At 68.4% G+C, this 22102-nt stretch carries 25 protein-coding genes; 8 read left to right on the forward strand and 17 right to left on the reverse strand.

Annotated features, from left to right (window positions below; all coding sequences use genetic code 11):
* Positions 1 to 525: a signal peptidase II gene (gene lspA / locus ACVN9Z_RS25365; protein WP_458212786.1), complete on the forward strand. Its 525-nt coding sequence runs from the start codon at positions 1 to 3 to the stop codon at positions 523 to 525.
* Positions 526 to 680: 155 nt separating this feature from the next.
* Positions 681 to 1877 carry a bifunctional phosphopantothenoylcysteine decarboxylase/phosphopantothenate--cysteine ligase CoaBC gene (gene coaBC / locus ACVN9Z_RS25370; RefSeq protein ID WP_006383949.1) on the forward strand — a complete coding sequence of 399 codons (1197 nt, stop codon included), beginning with the start codon at positions 681 to 683 and terminating at the stop codon, positions 1875 to 1877.
* A gap of 106 nt (positions 1878 to 1983) precedes the next feature.
* On the opposite strand, the gene ACVN9Z_RS25375 is transcribed toward coaBC, so the two are convergent.
* The 6 genes from ACVN9Z_RS25375 to ACVN9Z_RS25400 form a co-directional block, all read right to left on the reverse strand.
* A complete protein-coding gene (locus ACVN9Z_RS25375; protein WP_047991185.1) occupies positions 1984 to 2973 on the reverse strand; it encodes a Bug family tripartite tricarboxylate transporter substrate binding protein in 990 nt (329 codons plus the stop codon).
* Positions 2974 to 2986: 13 nt separating this feature from the next.
* Positions 2987 to 3676, reverse strand: coding sequence for an AroM family protein (locus ACVN9Z_RS25380; RefSeq protein ID WP_070781109.1), 690 nt, complete (start codon positions 3674 to 3676; stop codon positions 2987 to 2989).
* The gene (locus ACVN9Z_RS25385; protein ID WP_150100698.1) at positions 3673 to 4602 is read right to left on the reverse strand and encodes a DUF1177 domain-containing protein; all 930 of its coding nucleotides are present in this window, start codon (positions 4600 to 4602) and stop codon (positions 3673 to 3675) included. The genes ACVN9Z_RS25380 and ACVN9Z_RS25385 overlap by 4 nt, the downstream gene beginning before the upstream one ends.
* Positions 4599 to 5303, reverse strand: coding sequence for a dipeptidase PepE (pepE, locus tag ACVN9Z_RS25390; protein ID WP_020928418.1), 705 nt, complete (start codon positions 5301 to 5303; stop codon positions 4599 to 4601). Before pepE ends, ACVN9Z_RS25385 begins: the two co-directional genes overlap by 4 nt.
* A 90-nt stretch (positions 5304 to 5393) precedes the next feature.
* Positions 5394 to 6161 carry an IclR family transcriptional regulator gene (locus tag ACVN9Z_RS25395; protein WP_238926318.1) on the reverse strand — a complete coding sequence of 256 codons (768 nt, stop codon included), beginning with the start codon at positions 6159 to 6161 and terminating at the stop codon, positions 5394 to 5396.
* Positions 6162 to 6365: 204 nt separating this feature from the next.
* Positions 6366 to 7406 carry a metal-dependent hydrolase gene (locus tag ACVN9Z_RS25400; protein ID WP_172999586.1) on the reverse strand — a complete coding sequence of 347 codons (1041 nt, stop codon included), beginning with the start codon at positions 7404 to 7406 and terminating at the stop codon, positions 6366 to 6368.
* A gap of 105 nt (positions 7407 to 7511) precedes the next feature.
* Here ACVN9Z_RS25400 and ACVN9Z_RS25405 point away from each other — a divergent pair, with 105 nt between their 5' ends.
* From ACVN9Z_RS25405 to ACVN9Z_RS25415, 3 genes are all read left to right on the forward strand, one after another.
* On the forward strand, positions 7512 to 8150 hold the full coding sequence (locus ACVN9Z_RS25405) for a DedA family protein (RefSeq protein ID WP_006383956.1): 639 nt from the start codon (positions 7512 to 7514) through the stop codon (positions 8148 to 8150).
* Positions 8151 to 8161: 11 nt separating this feature from the next.
* Positions 8162 to 8698 (forward strand): hypothetical protein, encoded by a 537-nt coding sequence (locus ACVN9Z_RS25410; protein WP_026384481.1) that lies wholly within the window; start codon positions 8162 to 8164, stop codon positions 8696 to 8698.
* Positions 8699 to 8793: 95 nt separating this feature from the next.
* Entirely contained in the window at positions 8794 to 9444 is a 651-nt protein-coding gene (locus tag ACVN9Z_RS25415) for a dUTPase (RefSeq protein ID WP_035181018.1), read from the forward strand.
* A gap of 68 nt (positions 9445 to 9512) precedes the next feature.
* Here ACVN9Z_RS25415 and ACVN9Z_RS25420 read toward each other — a convergent pair whose 3' ends face one another.
* The 7 genes from ACVN9Z_RS25420 to lhpI all read right to left on the reverse strand — a co-directional run bounded on the left by ACVN9Z_RS25420 (position 9513) and on the right by lhpI (position 16090).
* Positions 9513 to 10625, reverse strand: a complete 1113-nt coding sequence (locus ACVN9Z_RS25420; RefSeq protein ID WP_458212787.1) for an NADH:flavin oxidoreductase/NADH oxidase — start codon at positions 10623 to 10625, stop codon at positions 9513 to 9515.
* Between the two features lie 123 nt (positions 10626 to 10748).
* On the reverse strand, positions 10749 to 11519 hold the full coding sequence (ehuA, locus tag ACVN9Z_RS25425; protein WP_006383961.1) for an ectoine/hydroxyectoine ABC transporter ATP-binding protein EhuA: 771 nt from the start codon (positions 11517 to 11519) through the stop codon (positions 10749 to 10751).
* On the reverse strand, positions 11516 to 12187 hold the full coding sequence (ehuD, locus tag ACVN9Z_RS25430) for an ectoine/hydroxyectoine ABC transporter permease subunit EhuD (RefSeq protein WP_006383962.1): 672 nt from the start codon (positions 12185 to 12187) through the stop codon (positions 11516 to 11518). Before ehuD ends, ehuA begins: the two co-directional genes overlap by 4 nt.
* On the reverse strand, positions 12184 to 12837 hold the full coding sequence (ehuC, locus tag ACVN9Z_RS25435; protein WP_006383963.1) for an ectoine/hydroxyectoine ABC transporter permease subunit EhuC: 654 nt from the start codon (positions 12835 to 12837) through the stop codon (positions 12184 to 12186). Before ehuC ends, ehuD begins: the two co-directional genes overlap by 4 nt.
* Before the next feature lie 9 nt (positions 12838 to 12846).
* Positions 12847 to 13758 (reverse strand): ectoine/hydroxyectoine ABC transporter substrate-binding protein EhuB, encoded by a 912-nt coding sequence (gene ehuB, locus ACVN9Z_RS25440; RefSeq protein ID WP_054471746.1) that lies wholly within the window; start codon positions 13756 to 13758, stop codon positions 12847 to 12849.
* 177 nt (positions 13759 to 13935) lie between these two features.
* Entirely contained in the window at positions 13936 to 15108 is a 1173-nt protein-coding gene (locus ACVN9Z_RS25445) for an ABC transporter substrate-binding protein (protein WP_006383965.1), read from the reverse strand.
* Between the two features lie 37 nt (positions 15109 to 15145).
* Complete coding sequence (gene lhpI, locus ACVN9Z_RS25450; RefSeq protein WP_047991191.1) at positions 15146 to 16090, reverse strand: bifunctional Delta(1)-pyrroline-2-carboxylate/Delta(1)-piperideine-2-carboxylate reductase; 945 nt, start codon at positions 16088 to 16090, stop codon at positions 15146 to 15148.
* Between the two features lie 249 nt (positions 16091 to 16339).
* On the opposite strand from lhpI, the gene ACVN9Z_RS25455 reads away from it, so the two are divergent.
* Positions 16340 to 16765, forward strand: coding sequence for an OsmC family protein (locus ACVN9Z_RS25455; protein WP_006383967.1), 426 nt, complete (start codon positions 16340 to 16342; stop codon positions 16763 to 16765).
* 124 nt (positions 16766 to 16889) lie between these two features.
* A complete protein-coding gene (locus tag ACVN9Z_RS25460) occupies positions 16890 to 18179 on the forward strand; it encodes an Nramp family divalent metal transporter (RefSeq protein WP_035181048.1) in 1290 nt (429 codons plus the stop codon).
* A gap of 3 nt (positions 18180 to 18182) precedes the next feature.
* On the opposite strand, the gene ACVN9Z_RS25465 is transcribed toward ACVN9Z_RS25460, so the two are convergent.
* Both ACVN9Z_RS25465 and ACVN9Z_RS25470 read right to left on the reverse strand, forming a co-directional pair.
* Positions 18183 to 19232, reverse strand: coding sequence for an LLM class oxidoreductase (locus ACVN9Z_RS25465; RefSeq protein WP_049050840.1), 1050 nt, complete (start codon positions 19230 to 19232; stop codon positions 18183 to 18185).
* Positions 19233 to 19257: 25 nt separating this feature from the next.
* Positions 19258 to 19881 (reverse strand): glutathione S-transferase family protein, encoded by a 624-nt coding sequence (locus tag ACVN9Z_RS25470; protein WP_024069524.1) that lies wholly within the window; start codon positions 19879 to 19881, stop codon positions 19258 to 19260.
* A gap of 177 nt (positions 19882 to 20058) precedes the next feature.
* Between ACVN9Z_RS25470 and ACVN9Z_RS25475 the strand changes: the two genes are divergently transcribed.
* Positions 20059 to 20943 carry a LysR substrate-binding domain-containing protein gene (locus ACVN9Z_RS25475; protein ID WP_006383971.1) on the forward strand — a complete coding sequence of 295 codons (885 nt, stop codon included), beginning with the start codon at positions 20059 to 20061 and terminating at the stop codon, positions 20941 to 20943.
* A 65-nt stretch (positions 20944 to 21008) separates the two neighbouring features.
* Here the strand turns inward: ACVN9Z_RS25475 and ACVN9Z_RS25480 are convergent, their stop codons facing one another.
* Entirely contained in the window at positions 21009 to 21230 is a 222-nt protein-coding gene (locus ACVN9Z_RS25480; protein ID WP_006383972.1) for a hypothetical protein, read from the reverse strand.
* 176 nt (positions 21231 to 21406) lie between these two features.
* The gene (locus tag ACVN9Z_RS25485) at positions 21407 to 22036 is read right to left on the reverse strand and encodes a TetR/AcrR family transcriptional regulator (protein ID WP_024069526.1); all 630 of its coding nucleotides are present in this window, start codon (positions 22034 to 22036) and stop codon (positions 21407 to 21409) included.
* Between the last annotated feature and the right edge of the window lie 66 nt (positions 22037 to 22102).

Below are 22102 nucleotides of genomic sequence, written 5' to 3' on the forward strand. Positions count from 1 at the left end.
ATGGCCGGCCCTCAAGGCACGGCCACCGCGGCGTCCGCCGGCGCGCCCCCCGCAAGGGTGGGCCGCTGGCTGGGCATCGCGCTGGCCATCATCGTGCTGGACCAGCTGACCAAGGTGTACTTCAACACCTCGTACCAGTATGGCGAGCGCCTGAACCTGCTGCCGTTCTTCGACTTCACGCTGCTGTACAACCGCGGCGCGGCGTTCAGCTTCCTGGCGTCCGAGGAAGGCTGGCAGCGCTGGCTGTTCACCGGCCTGGGCATCGTTGCCGCCGTGGTCATCACCGTGATCCTGCGCCGCACCCGCGGCCAGCCGCGCTTCTGCCTGGCGCTGGCGATGATCCTGGGCGGCGCCATCGGCAACGTGATCGACCGCGTGGTGTATGGCCACGTGGTGGACTTCCTGCTGTTCTACTGGCGCGACTGGTATTTTCCGGCCTTCAACCTGGCGGACGTGGGCATCAGCTGCGGCGCCGTGCTGCTGGTGCTGGACGAGCTGCTGTGGGCCCGCAAGCCGCGCGCCTGACGCGCCCTCCCCGCCCCTTCGAAACCCGGCCCTCGGCCGGGTTTTTGTCTATTTGAGCCCCCCTGCATGCATGGCGAACGGCGCGATGCGGCAATGCGGAATAAAATCACTGTCCGTTCCCTGATTCGACGGTATCCAAACGCCGTCCGACGCCCATGCTCGACCTCGCCCGCAAACGCATCGTCCTCGGCCTGACCGGCGGCATCGCCTGCTACAAAATCGCCGAGCTGGTGCGGCGCATGACCGAACAAGGCGCCATCGTCGACGTGGTAATGACCGAAGCCGCCACGCACTTCATCACGCCCGTGACCATGCAGGCCCTGTCCGGCCGCCCGGTGTTCGTGGATGCGTGGGACCCGCGGGTGCCCAACAACATGGCGCACATCGACCTGACGCGCGGCGCCGACGCCGTGCTGATCGCGCCGGCCAGCACCGACTTCATGGCCAAGCTGGCCCACGGCATGGCCGACGACCTGCTGTCGACGCTGTGCGTGGCGCGCGCCTGCCCGCTGCTGGTGGCGCCCGCCATGAACCGCGAGATGTGGGCCAACCCGGCCACCCAGCGCAACGTGGCGCAACTGCGCGCCGACGGCATCAGCATCCTGGGCCCGGCCGCCGGCGAACAGGCCTGTGGCGAGACCGGCGACGGCCGCATGCTCGAAGCCCACGAGATCCTGGCCGACCTGATCGCGTTCTTCCAGCCCAAGCTGCTGGCCGGCCGCCACGTGCTGCTGACCGCCGGCCCCACCTCCGAGCCGGTCGATCCGGTGCGCGTGCTGAGCAACCGCTCGTCGGGCAAGACCGGCTACGCCCTGGCCCGCGCCGCGCGCGAGGCCGGCGCCCGCGTCACGCTGATCACCGGCGCCACCGCCCTGCCGGTGCCGCGCGGCGTCACCGCGCTGTCGGTCATGACGGCACGCCAGATGCACGACGCGGTGATGGCCAGCGCCGCCGATGCCGACATCTTCATCGCCGTGGCCGCGGTGGCCGACTGGCGCGTGAAGAACGTCAGCAACCAGAAGCTGAAGAAGACCAGCGAAGGCGGCGGCGCGCCGCAGATGGAGTTCGAGCCCAACCCGGACATCCTGGCCGAAGTGGCCAAACTGAAGGACGGGCCGTGGTGCGTGGGTTTTGCGGCAGAGACCGAAAAACTGGCCGAGCACGCCGAGGCCAAGCGCCAGCGCAAGGGCATCCCGCTGCTGGTGGGCAACCTGGCGCACAAGGTGATGGACGCGGACACCACCGAACTGGTGCTGTTCGACGCGCAGGGCGCGCACCCGCTGCCGGCGGCTGACAAATTGGACGCCGCGCGCCGCCTGATCGCCGAGATCGCGGCGCGGCTGCCGGCCTGATCCCGCCCATCCGCGAACCGCCAAAAAAAAACGCCAGACGCGAGTCTGGCGTTTTTGTTTGCGGCGCGCGCCGCGCCTGCCGGCAACGGCGGACGCGACAGCCTGCTTATTGCTCCAGGCTGATGTTGGCGGCGCGCACAATGTCGGCCCACTGCTTGCGGTCGTTCTCCAGGAACTGGCCGAACTGCTCGGGCGTCATGCCGGTGACGGGTTCCGAACCCAGGCCGGCCATCTTTTCCTTCACGGCGGGCTGCTTGAGCACGTCCTGCAGCGCCGCGTAATAGGCGGCCAGCACGTCCGCCGGCAGGCCGGCCGGGGCGAACACGCCCTGCCAGGTCGGCATATCGAAGCCCTTCAGGCCCTGCTCGTCGAGCGTGGGCACGTTGGGCAACTGCGCCGAGCGCTTGAGCGAAGCCACGCCGATGGCCTTGACCTTGCCCTGCAGCGCCAGCGGCGCGGCGGTGGAGATGTTGTCCATCGTCATCGCGATATGGCCGCCCAGCAGGTCGGTGATGACCGGCGCCGCGCCGCGATAGGCCGCGTGCGGCACCTTCACGCCCAGCTTGTACAGCATGGTTTCGGCGATCAGGTGATTGGAGATGCCCACGCCGGCGGTGCCGTAGGTGGCGGTCGGCGTCTTCTGGAAGTAGTCCTTCAATTCGGCCAGGTTGTTGGCCGGCACGTCCTTGTTGACAATGACCACGTTGGGCTGCACCGCCGCCAGCGTGATGGGCGTGAAGTCGGTCGGCTTGTAGCTGGTGCCCTTGGCGTTGAGCACGTGGGTGATGGCCATGGAACCGGCCGCGGCGATGCCGATGGTGTAGCCGTCAGGCTGCGATTGCGACAGGCGGAAGGCCATGATGTTGCCGCCGGCGCCCGCCAGGTTTTCCACCACCACGGTCTGGCCCAGGCGCTGCGACAGCGGCTCGGCCAGCAGGCGCGCCAGCGTGTCGGCCGAACCGCCGGGCGCAAAGCCCACCAGCAAGCGCACCGGCTTGGTCGGTTTCCAGGCGTCGGCGGCCAGGGCCGGCGCGGCCGCCAGGGTGCTGGCGGCGAACAGTGCGCCCGCGGCGCGTTGCAAAGTACGGCTGAACATGAAGTCGATTCCCTTATTCCAATATTTGCGCGAGCGCCTGCGCGACCAGGCGGTTGGACAACAGCACCGGGCGACCCGATGCCTGTGCCACCGCCTGCCGCATGCGCTCGGCGTAACCCATGCAATGCATGACGACAAAATCACAGTCGGCCAGGTCCTGGCCGGCCTGCTTGAAACTGGCCGCCGCGCGTCCCGCGTCGGCCTCGTAGGGCGAGGCGTGCACCACCGTGGTCGCGCATTCCAGCGGCACGGCCATGTGGAAGGCGTCGACCTGGGCTTGCAGCGGCACCACCAGGCCAACCTTGCGGCAGTGCTGCGCCAAACCGGCGACCAGGTGGTCGACGACCTGCTGCGGCTCGACCACCAGCGTGCGCATCGGCGCGATCGCGGTGCCAGTGCACAGCGGCACCAGCACGTCGTAGCCGGCGGCGTCGGCCTCGCGCATCACCTCTGCCAGCCGCGCCTCGGCGGCGGCGGCGTCCAGTTCGACCTGGGCGCCGTCGCGCATGCGCGTGGCGAAGCGATACTCGCCCAGGCGCGGCGCCAGCGCGGCCAGCGCCGCCGCATCCAGGCCGTCGAGCGCGCCGAACTCGTCGATGCGCACGTGTTCGCCCAGCAGCGGCGCCATTTCCGGCACCACGTCGCTGCGCGGCGACTGGCCGATGGTGAAGAACGCCACGCGGCGCGGGCGACGCGCGCTCATTGCGCGGCGCCCGGTTCGCGGCCGGTGGTCTGCAGATGCGCCATCGAGCCATAGCGGCCCTGCAGCGCGTCCCATTCAGCGGCGTCGAAGAAGGTCATGGCGCCCTGCCCGAAGAGCTTGGCGATCTCGATGCAGAAACGCATCGCCACGTCGGCGTCGACGGCGTTGGTCACGCCGGTGGCGCAACCCGGCACGGTGGTCTGCGCGGTCAGCGCCACGCCGACCACCGGCGCGCCGGTGACGATGGCCGGCTGCATCAGCGAATTGACATGCCACAGGCCGTTTTCGTAGGGCGTGATGTCCTGCGTGGTCAGCGGCAGCGTCAGGGGCAGCTCGCCGCTGACCCAGCCCATCACGTCCAGCATGGTCTCCGGAATGCGCAGCAGATAGCCCTGTTTGGCCACCGGCGTCAGCGCCACGCCGCGGCGGTTCACCAGGCGGTTGCCGCGGGTGGTGTCGACGGACAGGATCGCGTCCATGCGCGGATCGACTTCGTGCGACATCATTTCGCGCATCGGGAACGGCGAACGCATCATCGGCACGGGATGGTGCGGACGGGTGCCGGCGCGCGGGCAGATGTGGGTGCGGATGCGCACGGTGCCGGGCAGCACGTCGCCCTGGCGCGCCATGGCCATGATCTTGAGCGCGGCGGCAATGGCGACCACGGCGCCGTCGCTGTCGGACACCAGGCCGGTGACGGCCGGACGCGCGCCGATGCCGCCCAGGCGGCCGACGATGCCCAATTGCGGCGCGGCGGGGTCGGCGCCCGGGATGACGATGGAGAGGAACTCGGTGGCCGCGCCGTCGCGCTCCAGCGGCGTGACCTCGACCTCGCAGTCGCCGGCCGCGCGCAGCGCCTGTGCCACCGCATCGCCCGTGATGTGGGCCGAAGACAGCAGTTCGATGGTGTCGATGACCTGCTTCATGCCGGGATCTCCAGCGGGCCGGGCGTGAACACGCGCGGCTCGGCGGCGCCGATGAACAGCGGCGCATCGTGCGGGCCGACAAGCGTGATGGCGGCCCCGCGCACGCGCAGCCCGGCGCCTTCGGGCAGGCCCAGCACCGGCATGGTCGGGTTCAGCGTGCAGAACTCGGCCAGGCGCTGCGCGCGCGTTTCGCCGCGATGGCCGGGAGGATGGGCATTGGTGTAGTGCGGGTTGATCTGGAAGGACAGCAGGCCGAGCGCATCGAAGCCTTCGGGGTCGGTGATCGGCATGTCGTTGGTGGTGCAGATGCTGGGGCACGCCAGGTTGGAACCGGCGCTCCAGCCCAGGTAGGCGGCGCCTTCGCGCACGCGGCGCGCCACCACGCTCAGCAGGCCCTGGCGGCGCAATTGGCCGAGCAGGTTGAAGGTGTTGCCGCCGCCGACGATGATGACGGCGGCATTCTCCAGCGCGGCCACGGGATCGGCGGCGCGATGCAGCGGCTGGATGTCCAGGCCGGTGTCGGCCAGCGCCGTGGTGACCAAGGTGGTGTAGTCGTCCCAGTTGCGGGTGACGCCCGCGTACGGCACGAACACCGCCGGCGCGCCGGCCGGCAGCGCGGCGATCAGTTCGCGGATGTCGGGCAACGCGTGCACCAGGTAGCCGGCGTCGCTGCTGGAATTGCTGAGAAGCAGAAGGTTCATGAGTGGAGTTCCGTGGAATCGGGAAAGTCGGGGTGTCGCGCACGCGCGGCTGGATAGGGCAATACGGTCAATCGGGTTCGCGCCGGCGCGTCAGGCCAGCCAATAGGGATCGTTCAATTCGCGGCCCAGCGCCGCGACCTGCCGCGTCAGCGACTCGCGCAGCGCCGCCACGCGGGCGGCGTCGACCTGGAACGACACGAAGGACAGGCACAGGCCGCGCAGTTCGCCGCTGGAGGGATCGCGCACCGCCGCCGCCACGGCGCCGATGCCAGGCATGGCCTGGTCGATGGCGACGCCGTAATGGTCAGCGCGGATCTGCGCCACGCGCTGCGCCAGTTCGCCCACGGTGGCCGGGCAATCCTTGCCCTCCATCGGCAGGGGGCGGGCTGGATCGGTGCCGTACAGCGCGTCGAACTCGTCCTGGGTCAGGCGCGACAGCAGCGCGCGTCCCATGGCCGTGTCCGAGGCGGCGCGGCGCGAACCCGGCGGCGACAGCACCTGCACCGGATGCGAGCCATTCAGGCGTTGCAGCACCACGGTTTCGCGCTGGTTCAAGGTGGACAGGTAGGCGGTCAGGCCGCTGTCGTCGGACAGGCGCGCCAGCACCTTGCGGCAGGCCTCGTCCAGCGGCGTCGCGGCCTGCCCGGCGCGCACCGCCTGCGACAGCAAGGCGCCGGCACGATAGCGGCGCGTGGCGGTGTCCTGGTCCAGCAGGCCGTAGTGCTGCATCTGGTTCAACAGGCGCGAAGCCGTGCTCTTGGGCATGGCCAGGCGCTGCGCCACGTCGGTGAAGCTCAGTTCCGCCTCGCCCTGCGCGTAAAGCGCCAACACCCGCTGGACGCCATCGAGAATGCTCATTATTGTTCCAAAAATCGGAACTACTGTTCCTTAATAGGGAACAAGAATAATGCAACGGCGGATTTCCGGTCAATACGGGCGGTCCCTCGGGTTGGCGGCAGCACCGTCCGCGAAGCGCGGCCTCTCACCAGGCCCCATGCCGACGGGACGAAAAAAAGCCCGCCATGTCGGGCGGGCCTTCCCGATGGCGCCGATCGGCGCGCTCTAGCGCGTCGCGGTCTCGGCCCATTGCGCCAGCGGCAGCGGCGGTTGCGCGTGCAGGATGCGTCCCAGCACCAGTTTGAACTCCGCCCAGCCGCCACGGTCGCCCGGCCAACTGGACGGGGTCACCGGCCGCCAGCCGCCGTCGGCCTGCCGCTCGGCCATCTTGAAGCGGAAGTTGTAGTGCCCGGCCACGCCCATGCGCAGGTCGGTCACCACCAGCGCATCGCCCACGGCGTCATAACGCAGCCAATCATCGGTGAACCAACGCAGGCGCTGCAGCAGCGGCATATCGGCCAGCGCCTGTCCCAGTTCCGGGTTGAGCGGCAGGCGCAGCCATTCCGGTGGCTCGCGGTCGAACCAGCTGCTGACGGCCTCGTAGTAATGGCCGTCGGGCGTCTTGGCGACGACGCGCCACAGCAAGGTATTGAGCGGCATGGGAATAGCCCGCAGCTCGGTAATGGCGATGCCCTGCGCCTGCATCGCATCGCGCACCCGGTGTTCGGCGGCGATGCGGCCGGCGAGCCCGAACCCGAGGTAGGCGGTGCTGAAGATCAGCGCCCCGGCCAGGAAGCGGCGGGCGTTGCGGGTCATGCCGACGATCACCGCGTACACCGCCCCCAACAGCAATGGCACGGTATAGACGGGGTCGATGATGAAGATGGCCGACCAGCTTTCCGGGATCGATGGCAATGGCCAGAACAGCTGCGTGCCATAGACGGTGAAAGCATCCAGCAGCGGATGCGTCACCAATACCAGCCACAGGGTCAGGAACAGCCGCCCCGCGCTGTATTGCGCTTGCGGCCAGTACTTGCGTATCAACCATGCCAGCAGCGCCGCCAGGCCGGTCAACACGAAGATCGAATGCGAGAAGCCCCGGTGGTAGGTCATCAGCGAGACCGGATCCGGGTAGCGCATCAGTACGTCCAGGTCCGGCACGGTGGCCAGCGCCGCGCCGTAGATGAGCGCCCTCCGCCCCTGCACGCGCCCCAGCAGCGCCCCCTGTATGCCCGCGCCCAGCACGGCTTGTGTAACCGAATCCATAGAACTCCGACGATAGCCTTCTGTGGCGCGCCGCTTTCACGCGGCGTCCACAATGCAGGCGTTAAGATACCCGATTGCGTTCAGCTAATTTTCAACTTCTGCCTCATGGACCAATACATCGACAAGATCGGCGTGCTGATCGAGACCAACCAGGCCTGGGCCGGCCCCATCACCTTCCTGCTGACGCTGGGAGAATCGATGGTGCTGCTGGGCCTGTTCATTCCCGCCACCGCGCTGATGCTGCTGACCGGCGGCCTGATCGGCGCCGGCACGCTGGATCCGTGGAGCATCATGGCATGGGGCATCGCCGGCGCCATCGTCGGCGATGCGCTGTCCTACGGGCTGGGGCGCTGGGCCGGCCCCAACGTGCTGCGGCGCTGGCCGCTCAAGCAGCAGCGTACCGCCGTGGCACGGGCGCGCCTGTTCTTCTACCGCTATGGCTTCGCCTCGGTGCTGGTCGGCCGCTTCCTGGGACCGATCCGCTCGACCATCCCCACGGTGGCCGGCGTCATGGGCATGGCCCACGGCCGCTTCCAGATGGCCAACGTGCTGTCGGCGATCCTGTGGATGCCGCTGATGCTGGCGCCCGGCTACATCACCGCGCGCAGCCTGGGCGCGGCCGAAAACGCGCAACAGATCGCCATGATGATCGGCGCGGGACTCTCGGTGCTGCTAGGATGCGGACTCCTGGTCGCGATGATGCGCAAACGCCGGCAGCCGGCGCGCATCCGTCGCGGCAATTAGCGGAGAACAGCATGGCCATCGACATGGAGCCGAAGAACGGCGACTTCGCGCGCTACATCGAAAACCTGTCGCGCGCGGGCGGCGCCACGCCCGGACGGGTGCCGAGCAAGGCCGAGACCAGGCGCCAAGCGACCGCGCCGGTCGCCACGCCCACGCCGGCGCCCGCCCCGAGCCCGGGATCCCTGAATGACCTGGCCTGGGGCAAGACGGCGCCGCCGCAATCGCACCGCGCCGACAGCGTGCCGTCCACCGTCGCCCCGGGCCAGACCGAAGCCGAAGCGGTCTCGCTGGCCAAGCGCGCGCGCCAGCGCAAGCAGGGCATCTTCCTGACCATCGCCGGCGCCGTGGCCGGCTGGGCCGCCGTCAACGTCGCCTTCAAGGCGCTGCACGCGCCGCGCTTCGACCTGGACGACTTCATGCCGGCGGTGTTCCTGGGCTTTTTCGCGCTGATGCTGTTCAAGGCGGCCAGCGGCGCGCGCGACCCGCGCAAGCGACCGCTGGAAAAGCTGCCGCCGCTCAAGACCTCGTCGTACCGCAAGGACGGCTGAAGCGGCCCGGCCTCGGCGGCAATGGTGCTAACATTTCCGCCGCCCTCGCATAGACCCCATGAATACCCGGAGTGAAAGTGAATAACGTTGTCGGATTGAACCAGGCCCAGGCGGCCACGATGCTGAAGCTGCAAGGCGACCTGAACAGCATGATCAATCCGGACTGGATCAACGGCGGCGCCCGCTTCCTGCGCGCCGCCTTCGTCGAATCGGCCGAGGCCCTGGAACACTACGGCTGGAAGTGGTGGAAGAAGCAGACCATCGACCTGCCCCAGGTGCAGATGGAACTGGTCGACATCCTGCATTTCTACCTGTCGCACACCATCGTGCAGGCCAAGGGCGATGTCAACGCCGCCGCTGCGGCGCTGGTGGCCGACCTGGCCGGCCCCGCCTCGATCACGCTGGACGGCAAGAGCTACGCGCTGGCCAGCCTGAACGTGCCCGAACTGCTCGAACTGATCGGCGGCCTGGCGGTGTGCGGCCGCGCCAGCTTCAAGCTGCTCGAGCAGAGCATGACCGCCTGCGAAATGAGCTGGAACGATGCCTATACCCAGTACGTTTCCAAGAACGTGCTGAACATCTTCCGCCAGCAACATGGCTACAAGGAAGGCACCTACATCAAGATCTGGAACGGCGAGGAAGACAACGTGGTGCTGGCGCGCCTGCTGGCGCAGCACGACGCCGCCCGCGCCGACTTCGCTGACGTCCTGCACCGCGAACTGGAAGCGGCCTATTCGCGCCTGTAAGCGCGCACGGTCCTCCCATGAAAAACGCCGCATCACGCGGCGTTTTTTGCTTGGACGACGGTCGCGCGCTAGCGCTGGCCGAAGCGCGTCTCGCCGAACAGTTCCTTCAGCTCGCGCGGCTGCGACCGCCAGTACTGGCGCGGCGCGGCGACCTGCCCGCCCAGTTGCGCGGCGGCATGCCAGGGCCAGCGCGGGTCGTACAGCATGCCGCGCGCCAGCGCCACCATGTCGGCCTGGCCTTGCGCCAGGATGTCCTCGGCCTGTTGCGCCTCGGTGATCAGGCCCACCGTGATGGTGGGCAGGCCGACCGCGCGCTTGATGGCGTCGGCGAACGGCACCTGGTAGTTCGGCGCCACCGGGATCTTCTGCAATGGCGAAACGCCGCCGCTGGAGACGTCGATGAACTCACAGCCCAATTCCTTGAGCCGCAGCGCGAACGCTTCGGTCTGCGCCGGATCCCAGCCGCCCTCGACCCAATCCGTGGCCGATACCCGCACGCCCAGCGCCACCGACGAAGGCGTCACCTCGCGCACCGCGCGGAACACTTCCAGCGGGAAGCGCATGCGGTTCTCCAGCGAGCCGCCGTAGTTGTCGTCGCGCTGGTTGGCCAGCGGCGACAGGAACTGGTGCAGCAGATAGCCATGGGCCGCATGCAGCTCGATGGCGTCGAAACCCAGGCGGATGGCGCGGCGAGCGCTGTCGACGAAGGCGTCGCGCACCCGCGCCAGGCCGGCCGCGTCGAGCGCGCGCGGCGCCGGCTCGGACGCCTTGTGCGGCAGCGCCGACGGCGCCCAGCCCTGCCAGCCGCCCTGCTCCGGCGGCACCAGTTGGCCGCCCTCCCAGGGCGCATGGCTCGACGCCTTGCGGCCGGCGTGACCAAGCTGGATGCCGAGCTTGATGGGCGAATAACGGCGCACCGCCTGCACCACGCGGCCCAGCGCGGCCTCGGTCTCGTCGGACCAGAGGCCCAGGTCACCCGGGGAGATGCGGCCGTCGGCCTCGACCGCGGTGGCTTCGGTGAACAGCAGCGCCGCGCCCGACAGCGCCAAGTGGCCCAGGTGGATCATGTGCCAATCGGTGGCGCGGCCCTCGTCGGCCGAGTACTCGCACATGGGCGCGATGACGATGCGGTTGGCCAGTTGGACATTGCCGACTGACGTGGGACTGAAAAGATGACTCATGCGTAAGGCTCCGGGCGATGGACGCGGATGCACAGCATAGCGCCGGCAGCCGCCCGCGCCGCCAATCCCGACGCCCGCGTGGGGGTTTAGGGCGGGACGAGGCCCGCCCTTTATTACCGCGGCTTATTGCCCCTCGATCACGCTGTCCAGGAACTGGCGCGTGCGCGCTTCCTTGGGCGCGCTGAACAGCGTCTGCGACTCGGCGTCCTCGACGATGTTGCCCTCGTCGAAGAACAGCGTGCGGTCGGAACTGCGTTCGGCGAACTTCATCTGGTGGGTGACGATGATCATGGTCATGCTCTTGCGCGCCGACAGGTCGCGCAGGATCTGCAGGATGCCGCCCACCAGCTCCGGGTCGAGCGCCGAGGTGACCTCGTCGAACAGCATGATCTCCGGGCACATCGCCAGCGCGCGGGCGATGCCGACGCGCTGCTTCTGGCCGCCCGACAACTGCGCCGGGTAGACGTCGAGCTTGTCGCCCAGCCCCACCATCTCCAGGTATTCCACCGCGCGCTCGCGCGCCTGGTCGCGCGGCAGGCCCAGCACGTGCACCGGCGCCTCCATGGCGTTGCCCAGCGCCGTCATGTGCGGGAACAGGTTGAAGTGCTGGAACACCATGCCGATCTTGCCGCGCACCTTGCGCAGGTGCTCGGAATTGGGGCCGGCCGGGCGGCCCTGGGCGTCGGTCCACATCGGCTCGCCGTCGATCTCGATCTCGCCGCTGGTCGGCCGGTCCAGCGTCATCAGCACGCGCAGCAGGGTCGATTTGCCCGAACCCGACGGCCCGATCACGGCCACGGTCTGGCCTGCCGGAATCTCCAGGTTGATGCCCTTTAGCACCTCCAGCTCGCCATAGCGCTTGTGCAGGTTCTTGATGGTGATGCTGGAACTCATCGCTTTCCTCCATATCGTTGCAGGCGGGCCTCCAGGCCGCGCACGCCCCAGGCCGCGATCAGGCTCAGCGCCAGGAACAGCACGCCGACCAGCGTCAGGGGCTCGGTGTAGCGGAAGGTGGTGGAGCCGATCATCTTGCTCTGTTGCAGCAGCTCGACCACCGTGATCGCCGACAGCAGCGGCGTGTCCTTGAACATCGCCACCAGGTAGTTGCCCAGCGCCGGCACCACCGGCGGGATCGCCTGCGGCAGCACCACGCCCACGGCGGTGCGCCACGGCGACATGTTCAGCGCCCGCGCCGCCTCCAGCTGGCCGCGCGGCACCGCCTCGATGCCGGCGCGGTAGACTTCGGCGCAATAGGTGGCGTAGTGCAGCCCGAGCGCCACGATGCCGGTCGCCAGCGGCGACATCTGCACCCCGGTCAGGGGCAGCACGTAGAACAGGAAATACATCTGCACCAGCAGCGGCGTGCTGCGCACGAACTCGATCACGAAGGCCGTGGGCAAGGACAGCAGCGCCAGGCGCGAACGCCGCAGCAGCGCCAGCGCCAAGCCAAGCGTCACGGCCACCAGCATGCCCAGCACCGTGGCCTGGATGGTGATGACCAGCGCCGAACCCAACGTGGGCAGGATCTCCAGCGCGAAGGACCAGTCGAATATCGGTTTCATCGGACGCGGACCCTCCGTTCAAGCAGGCGCACGCCGGCGGTGATGAGCAGCGCCACCGCGAAGTACAGCAGCAGCATGAGCGTGAAGATCTCGGTGGTGCGCAGGGTTTCGCTGCGCAGCAGTTGACCGCGGAAGGTCAGGTCGGTGATGGTGATGAGCGACACCAGCGCGGTGTTCTTGAGCAGTTCGATCAGCAGGTTGCCGGCCGGCGGCAGCATGGCCGGAATGGCTTGCGGCACCACGATGCGGCGCATGATCTGGCCACGCGTCAGGTTCAGGGCCACGCCGGCCTCGCGCTGGCCCGGCGGCACCGCGCGGATCGCGCCGCGCACCACCTCGGCGCCATAGGCGCCGGCATTGAGCGCCAGCACAACGATGCCCACCAGCATGGCCGGCAGTTGCACGCCGAACAGCGGCAGCACGAAATAGAACCAGAACAGCTGCACCAGCGCCGAGGTGCCGCGAAACACCTCGACGTAGATCGACGCCAGCCAGCGCACGGGGCGCACGGTCGACAGGCGCCCCACCCCGGCCACCAGCGCCAGCGGCACCGCCAGCACCACGGCGCCCGCCATGATCTCCAGCGTCACCGCCAGGCCTTCCAGCAGTGGCGGCACCAGCTCGGCGATATGTTCGGATATGAGCTGCATCGGCGCCCCCTAGTTCGCGGCGCAGAGCTTGGCGGCCGTGACGTCCTTGGGCAGTTCCTCGGGCGTGAAGCCGAACGGCGCCACCAGTTTCTTGTGTTCCTCGGTGCCGATGAACTTGGCCAGCTCGGCATTGAAGGCATCTGCAAAGGCCTTGTCGTCCGTGCGGAAGGCATAGGCGCCGTAGCCGCGCACGCCCTTGCCGTCGATCACCGGATCGGTGAACGGCTCGGCCTTCTCCAGGCCGCTGCCGGCGTCGGTCTTGCCCATCAGGTCGTTGACCGTCAATGCCGTGGCCGCGTAGGCGTCGGCGCGGCCGGCCTGCACGCCGGACAGCGCGCTGACCGCATCCGGGAACACCACGATCTGGCCGGCGGGCACCTTGACCTTGGCGGCGTATTCGGCCTCGATGGCGCCGACCACCACGCCCAGCTTGGCGTCGGGGTTCTTCACCACGTCCTCGTAGCTGTGCAGGTTCTTCGGGTTGCCCTGCTTGACCAGGAACGCCTGGCCCACGCCATAGGTCGGGTTCGAGAACGCCACCTGGCCGCAGCGCTCCGGCGTGACGTACATGCCGGCCGCGATGATGTCGAAGCGCTTGGCCTGCAGGCCGGGGATCAGCGAGCCGAATTCGGTCAGCACGCCTTCGACCTCGTTGATGCCCATGCGCTTGAGCACTACCCGGGCGATTTCCACCGATTCACCGGTGACCTTGGCCTCCTTGCTGTCCATGAAGGCGAACGGCGCTTCGTTGGCGTAACCGATACGGATCTTGCCGGCCGCCTTGGCGGCTTCCAGCGTGCTGGCGCTGGCGGCGGGCGCGCTGGCCCCCTGGACGGGCTTGTCCGAACCGGAGTCTGAGCAGGCTGCCAGCAGGCCCAGGCCCAGGGCCAGCAGGACGCGGCGGGTGCGTTGGACGATCATGGTTTTTTCTCCCTGATTTATTTCTAGGTACATCGCTTCGCTAAAAATGATACGACATTAAATCATTTCACCTCTAATGATATGGACGAAAAAAAGCAGGCCGAAGCCTGCTTTTCCCTATCTCCACCCTATGGCGGGTGAAAACTCGTTACGAAGGGTAGACGACTATGTCGTCCCCTATTTCTGCGCCGGGGCCGCCTCCGCATACGAGAATTTGCCGTTGCGCACCACGCCCATGACGCGGGCCCGTTCGTCGAAGCCCTGGTGGTTGTCCTTGGAAATATTGAGCACGCCGTTGGGCACGACCAGGTCGCGGGTGCTTTCCAGGGCGTCGCGCAGCGCGGCGCGGAACTCCGGGGTGCCGGGCTTGGCGCCGGTCTTGAGGGCGCGCGCCACGGCCGAATCCAGCAGCATCCAGGCGCCGTAGGCGTCGCCGGCGAACTGCGTCAGGGTGTTGGCGCCGTACTGACGCTCGTACTTGTCGGCGAAGTCCACCGCCACCTTCTTGACCGGGTTCGAGTCGGGCAGCTCGCGCGCCACCACGCCCGGGCCCGTGGGGAACAGCGTGCCTTCGACATCGCGCCCGCCCACCTGCAGGAATTCCAGCGTGCCGATGCCGTGGGTCTGGTAGATGGCGCCGGTGTAGCCCCGTTCGAGCAGCGTCTTCTGCGGCAGCGCCGACGGCGTGCCGGCGCCGGCGATCAGCACGGCATCGGGCTTGGCGGCGATCACCTTGAGCACCTGGCCCACCACCGACGCGTCGGTGCGCTGGAAGCGTTCCTGCGCCACGACCTTGACGTCGTTGCCGGCGGCCGCGGAGAACTCCTTCCACCAGCTGTCGCCGTAGGAATCGGCGAAGCCGATGAAGGCCACATTCTTGAAGCCCTTTTTCTTCATGTCCTCGACCAGCACGGTCGCCATCAGCGAATCGTTCTGCGGCATCTTGAAGGCCCAGGCGCGCTTGGGGTCGGACAGCGGCTCGACGATCACGCTGGAGGCCGCCAGCGCGATCATCGGCGTGCGGGTCTCGGCCAGCACGTCCAGCGCGGCCAACGCCGCGGCGGTGGTGTTGGGACCGACGATGGCGTCGACCTTGTCTTCCGAGGTCAGCTTGCGCAGGTTCTTGACCGCGCGGCTGACGTCCGTGCCGTCGTCCAGCACCACGTAGCGCGCCGGCTCGCCGCCCAGCGTGCTGGGCCACAGGCGGATGGCGTTGTTGGTCTGGATGCCGATCGCCGCGGCCGGGCCGGTGGTGGAGACATCCACGCCGATCACGATCTCGGCTTGGACGGACAGGGCGGGAACCGCCAGCGCGACAGCGCAGGCGTAGCGAAGGAAGAAACGGGACATGACGACAGCTCGCAGGATGGAAAAACAGCGGATGGCGTTATTTTGCCTGACCGCTGCAGGCCTCGTAGACCAGCGCGGCCAGCGTCAGGTCCTCCAGCGCGCTGCCGACGGCCTTGAACACCGTCACTTCGCTCGCCTGCGTGCGGCCGGGCGCGCGTCCCAGCACCAGGTCGGTGAGATTGCCGCGGATCTCGTCGCGGGCCAGCACGCCGGCCTCGAACGCGGCCAGCAGGTCGCCCGCCTTGGTGGGCGCCTCGTCCGTGTCCACGTAGACCGTGGTGCCGTCGAAGCAGGCGGTGTCGGTCTCGATCATGTCGGGCTTGAAGCTGCCGATCAGGTCCAGGTGCGTGCCCGGGCGCAGCCAGTCGCCGCGCACCAGCGGCACGGTCGACAACGTCGCGCAGCTGACGATGTCGGCCTGGCGCACGGCCTGTTCCAGGTCGACGGTGCTGCTGGCGTCGAAGCCCTGCTCGCGCAGCGCCGCCGCCAGCGCTTCGGCGCCGGCCGGACGCACGTTCCAGACCCACACCTTGTCGATCGGCCGCACCGTGCGCATGGCCTGCGCCACCAGCCCGGCAATGCGTCCCGAGCCGACGATGGTCAGCACCCGCGCATCCTCGCGCGCCAGGTAGGACGCGCCCAGCGCCGCCGCGCCGGCGGTGCGAAACACCGTCACCAGGTCGCCGTCCACCTGCGCCAGCGGCACGCCGGTGCGGGCGCTGTACAGGTTGTAGGTGGCATGCAGCCCGGGCAGCGACTGGCGCGTGTTCTCGGGAAAGATGTTGATGACCTTGACGCCGAAATACCCCTGCTCGTTCCAGGCCGGCATGATCAGCGTGGTGCCGTGCGCGCCGCCCGACTCGATGGCGTGGACGTGGCGCGGGGGCACGTGGGCGCCCTGGCGGAACGCCTCGCGCAAGGCCGGGATCGCCGCGTCGAACGACAATGCGCGGCGGGTTTGTTCGGTGTCGATCACTACCATCTGTATCCAATGCCTGTTCGGGTTGATCCAGGGGCGAAGTGTGACGGCGCCACGCGGCGCTGGCAAGGCGGCGCAAGCGGCGGTTACATCGGCTTGCCGGATGCGGGCGCCAGGCAGGCGACGCCCCGGCGCGCGCGCCGTATCATGGTCCGTGCCCCTTCCGGCAACGCGCGCCGCCGCCAGGCGGGCCGCGCTCTCCCCCAACCGGACGCGTCCGTCGCGGGCGCGTTCCCTCAACAGGAGTCACGCATGAAGAAAACCGCAACCGCCGCCTGGTCGGGCGATCTGAAAACGGGCAAGGGTACGATTTCCACGCAGAGCGGCGCGCTCAAGAACCAGCCCTACGGCTTCAATACGCGCTTCGGCGACACCCCGGGCACCAATCCCGAAGAACTGCTCGGCGCCGCGCACGCCGGCTGCTTCACCATGGCGCTGTCCAACATCCTGGGCGAAGCCGGCCTGACGGCGCAAAGCCTGGACACCAAGGCCGAGGTCACGCTCGACAAGGTCGAGGGGGGCTTTGCCATCACCGCCGTCCACCTGACCGTGGAAGCAGTGATTCCCGGCGCCAGCGCCCAGGCCTTCGAGGATGCCGCGCGCAAGGCCGAAAAGGGTTGCCCGGTCTCCAAGGTGCTCAACGCCAAGATCACCATGGACGCCAAGCTCAAGGCCTGAACGGCCGCGGCCGGCCCGCGGCACGGGCGGCGCCATTGGCCCGCCCTATCCCGCGCTTGCTGAAAATCAATTTGACGGTCATGCCCGAGAAATGGAAAATGAGAACCATTCTCAGGAAATAACCATGACCCGATTCATCTACGCGATTTCAGGCGGCAATGCGGCCTACGGCCAGGACGCCCAGGTCACCGCCAACCTGCGCCGCGTGGTCGGCTCCGGCATCCTGGTGGCGGTGGGCTACATCGATCCGGGCAACTGGGCCACCGACATCGCCGGCGGCAGCGGCTTCGGCTATGGCCTGCTGCTGGTGGTGATCGCATCGGCGATCCTGGCGCTGGGCTTCCAGGTGCTGGTCTCGCGCCTGGCGCTGGCCACCGGCGAAGACCTGGCCACCCTCACCGCCCGCCACCTGTCGCCGCGCACCGCCAAGGCGGCCTGGCTGGCCGGCGAGGCCGCCATCCTGGCCACCGCGCTGGCCGAACTCATCGGCGGCGCCATCGCGCTGCGCCTGCTGTTCAACCTGCCGCTGCTGGGCGGCGTGGCCGTCACCGGCGTCGGCACCTTCGCCGTGCTGGCCCTGACGCGCGGCAACGCCGACCGCCACGAGCGCGTCATCGCCGTGCTGCTGTCGATCGTGGCGGCCTCGTTCGTGTTCCTCCTGTTCAAGGCCAATCCCGCCTGGACCGACGTCGCCCACGGCATGGCGCGCACCGGCCAGGCACTGCGCGATCCGCAGGGCTTCCTGATCGCGCTGGGCATCCTGGGCGCGACCCTGATGCCGCACAACCTCTACCTGCACTCCGGTTCGCTGGCGCAACGCGCCCGCGTGCTGCCGGCCGACGCGCGCGACCTGGCCATGCGCGTGGCGCGCAACGACACCGTGCTGTCGCTGGGCGTGGCCATGCTGATCAACTCGGCCATCATGATCGTCGCCGCGGCCTCGCTGTCCGGCTCCGGCATCATCGTCTCCAGCCTGGACGACGCCCATGCCGTGATCGGCCAGACTTTCGGCATCGGCGCCGCCATCGTGTTCGCGATCGCGCTGTACGCGGCGGGCCAAAGCTCCACCATCACCGGCGTGCTGGCCGGCCGCATGCTGTCGCAAGGCTTCCAGATCAACAGCGGCTGGTCCGACCGCCGCCGCGCGCTGGCCACGCGGCTGATCGCCGGCGCCGTGGCCGCCGCCCTGCTGGCCTTCACCGGCGGCCAGGACCCGGACCAGTTGCTGGTGCTGAGCCAGGTCATCCTGAGCCTGGCCCTGCCTTTCGCGCTGGGTCCGCTGGTGGTGCTGGCCCGCCGCAGGCAGGTGATGGGCCGCCACGTCTTGCGCGGCGCCTGGGCCTGGGCGGCCGTGGTCGCCACCGTTGGCATCATCCTGCTGGACGGCTACCTGCTGGTGGACATGGTGCTGTGATCCTCACCAGCGGCCGTCGCGCGGGGCCGGCCCCGGCAGCGACGGAAAATGCGGCAGTACCTCCTCGGCCAGCTCATGGATGATCTCGGCCGCCGGCCGTTCCGAGAACTGGATGCCCAGGGCCACGTGGTTCACCCCGGCGGCCTGCCACTCCCGCAACAACGCGATCAAGCCGTTCCTGCCCGTGCGCAACACGAAGCCGCCCTGCAGCGGCGTGCGCGGATGGTCGGGGTCGTCGACCAGATCCAGCCACTCGTTGGTCATGTGCGGCCGGAAACCGCCGTCCGGTATACCCTGGCGCCAGATGCGGATCTTGTCGGCAAGCCGCGCCGGCCCGCTCTTGTCGTGCGACGGGCCGGGATAGCTCAACCAGCCGTCCGCATGTTCGCTGATCCACGCCGGCGACTGGCCGGAGCCGCCCGTCACCATCAGCGGGATCACGCCCGTTGCCGGCTTGGGCAGCAACAGCGTGCCGCTCAGGGTGCGGCCCAACGGCGATTCGATGGCGCCGCCCGCGCTACCCAGCAGCCGCCGGAAGTACGCCACCGCATCGCGGAAGCGCTCGGCCCGCTGCTCGTGTTCGATGCCATAGGCCGGAAACTCCGAGGGCCGGTCGCCCGAGGCGATGCCCATCACCAGCCGGCCGCCCGACAACTGGTCGATGGTGGCGGCGGCCTTGGCCAGGTCGATCGGATGGCGCAACGAGAAAATGGCGCTGCCGGTGGCCAGCGCGATCGAACGGGTCCGGGCCGCCAGGAACGACAGGTAGGTGAAGGGATCGAACACCTGTCCGGCATCGCCGAAGCCCAGGTCCATCAAGGGCACGTCCCGTACCCAGACGGCGGCAAAGCCGAGCCGGTCGATCTCGGTCACGAGCTCCGACTGCCCCGCCAGCACCTGCATGTCGCCGTTGTAGAAGCGCAGCGGCAGGAACATGCCGAGGGTGAGCTGGCCGGGCGCGAACATGCGGCAATAACCCGGATGGGCGGCGAACGCCGGCGCGGAAGCGCCGGTGGGGATGGATACGGAGGACGTCGTGGTGGATTCAAGCATTTTGCGTTTCCATGATTGAGCAGGTTCAGGCGCCGACGGCCGGCGCGGGCAAGGTGACGCCACGCTGGACCGCCGGCCGGGCGGCGATGCGTTCATGCCACGCGCTCAAATGGGCGTGGGCGCTGAAATCGAAGCCGACGATGCGGGCGATATGGGTCCAGCCGAAGTGCGCGATATCGGCAATCGAATAGTCTTCGCCCGCGACATGGGAATGCCGCGCCAGCTGCCCGTCGAGCACACCGAACGCGGCGTCGCACAGGCCGCGGTAGCGTTCGATCGCCTCGGGCTGCGGGGTGGCGGAGAAAATCTCGAAGTGCACGCGCTGGCCGATGATGGGGCCGACGCTGGCCGCATGGAACATCAGCCACTGGATCGCTTGCCAGCGCGCCGGGGGATCGATCGGCAACAACTGGCGCGTCTTGTCGGCCAGGTACAGCAGGATCGCCGCCGACTCGAACAGGGTGATGCCGGTGGCATGGTCGACCAGCACCGGGATGCGGCCGTGCGGATTGAGCCGCAGGAATGCCGGCCGCCGGTTTTCCCCCGCGTCGATATGCACGTGCCTGAGGGTATAGGGCAGGCCCAGTTCCTCCAGCGCGATGGTGATCTTGAAACCATTGGGGGAGCTGTCGGTATACAGGTCGATCATGGCTGTGCCCCGACCTGGACAGGCTGCCGGACACGGGTTGCAGGGGTCATCAAAGCGATCCTCTCGGTTTAGTTTTCGTGGCGTCGGAAATTCAAACCGACCGCGCCATGATGGCAACAAGCTCCTATAATCAGAAGCGATGATTTCTGCCCTCATGCTTTAGAAAAACTAAACTCGATGTCCTCCGTCCCGCTCCAGACCCTGCGCACCTTCGTCGAAGTCGGCCAACGCGGCAGCATCAAGGCCGCGGCCCAGGCGCTGCACGTCACCCCGGGCGCGATCAGCCAGCAGATCCGCCTGCTGGAAGACCGCGTCGGCCTGGCGCTGTTCACCCGCGAACGCCAGGGCCTGCGCCTGACGCCGGCCGGCGCCACGCTGCATCCCGCCCTGTTGCAGGCCTTCGCGCAGATCGACCAGGCCATGGCGGCGCTGGAGGCCAGCAAGGGGCAACACACCTTGACCATCAGCACGGTCGCCACCTTCGCCGCCTCGTGGCTGGTGCCGCGGCTGGGCGCGTTCAAGCAATTGCATCCGGGAATCGAGATCCGCGTGGAGGCGACCTCGGCATTGACCGACCTGCGCCGCGACCGGGTCGATGTCGCCCTGCGCCACGGCCTGGGCGACTACCCGGGACTGGAAAGCGTGCGCCTGATGGCGCCGGTGCTGGTGCCCGTGGCCAGTCCACAACTGGTACCGCCGGGCGCGATCCGCGAACCCGCCGACTGCCTGGATTACCCGCTATTGCATGACTCGGACCGCGCCGACTGGCCGCTGTGGCTGGCGGCCAGCGGCGTGGCGGCGGATGCGCGCGCCGAACGCGGCAATGCCTTCGAGGATGACTTCCTGCTGATCCGCGCGGCGGAGTCCGGCCAGGGGCTGGCCTTGGTGCCGCAGCAGTACGCGCAGCAGGAGATCGCCGCCGGCCGGCTGGCGCAGGTGCTGGACAAGCCGTGGCCGGCGCGATTCGCCTACTACGCCGTCACCGTGCCGGGCGCGGCCGAACGGCCGGAAGTCAGGGCCTTCCTGGATTGGATCATCGACGCCGCGGCGGGCACGGCCTGAAGGCTGTCGGGCATAAAAAAACGCCAGCGAAAGCTGGCGTTTTTCTCCTGGCGCGGATGCGCCGCTCAACGGTGGGCGGAAATCACAGGATGCTGGCGGCGGCCGGCGTCCATGTCGTGCAGCACTTCACCGATGGCGCCGCCGAACCGGCGCATGCGCAGCTTGAGCCGGCGCCAACCCGAGCGCGAGAACGGCCCGGACAGGGTTTCCGCCTTGATGGCCTCGCGGATCAAGGACTGCTCCAGCGCATCCGACATGCGGGCATTTTTCAACGCGGTATCGCTCATGATTCTCTCCTTGAGAAAGCGCGATGGGGAACAACACGAATTCATCTTAGATCCGTGGTTGCTGCGTTGCAATAAAAATGCCTAGCATTATTTTCGGCGTTGCGAAATGGGTACAAACACCACCACATCGGTGCATCCGGCACCGTATCCGGCACCATTATTGTGCATCGCAACAATCAACGGCGGCCGAGATGAGCGTCGATCATCATGTCCGCCATGTCCGCCACCCGGCCGGCCGGCCCGCCCTCGCCGAACAACTGGCTCGACACGAAGGCCCCTTCGATCAGGAGCAGCAAGCCGTCGCCCAGGGCCTGGGCATCGGGCGCGCCCATTTCGGCCGCCATCGCGGTCAGGCGGCGGCGCAGTTCCAGCTTGTGCGCGACGGCGACTTCCCGCGCCGGGTGGCCGGCCTCCGGATACTCGACCGCCGCGTTGGTCAGGCCGCAGCCCCGATAGCCGCTTTGCACCGCCCGCACGCTCAGGCCCGACAGGTAGGCGCGCAGTTGCGCCTGCGGGTCGCCCGGGTGGGCATCGCAGGCGGCGTTGAAACGCGCCCAGAATTCGGCGTCGTAGTCGCGCAGATAGGCCGCCGCCAACTCGTCCTTGGACGAGAAGCTGCGATACAGGCTGGGCTTGGTGACGCCGGCCTGGTTGACGATGGCGTCCACCCCCACCGCGCGGATGCCGTCGCGGTAGAACATCTCGCGCGCCGTCTGGCGGATGCGGTCGGCCGCCAGGGGCGGCTTGGCGGCGGGTGTGGCGGCAGATTTGACGTCGTTGCCGCCCGCGGGGGATTTGCTGGCCATTCGAAAACTCCTTGCTGAGACCGGTCGTCATACGCCGGCAGCCCTGAAAACCGGCCGTCAGAAAAT

The sequence above is a fragment of the Achromobacter sp. KK8 genome (genome assembly GCF_054188005.1).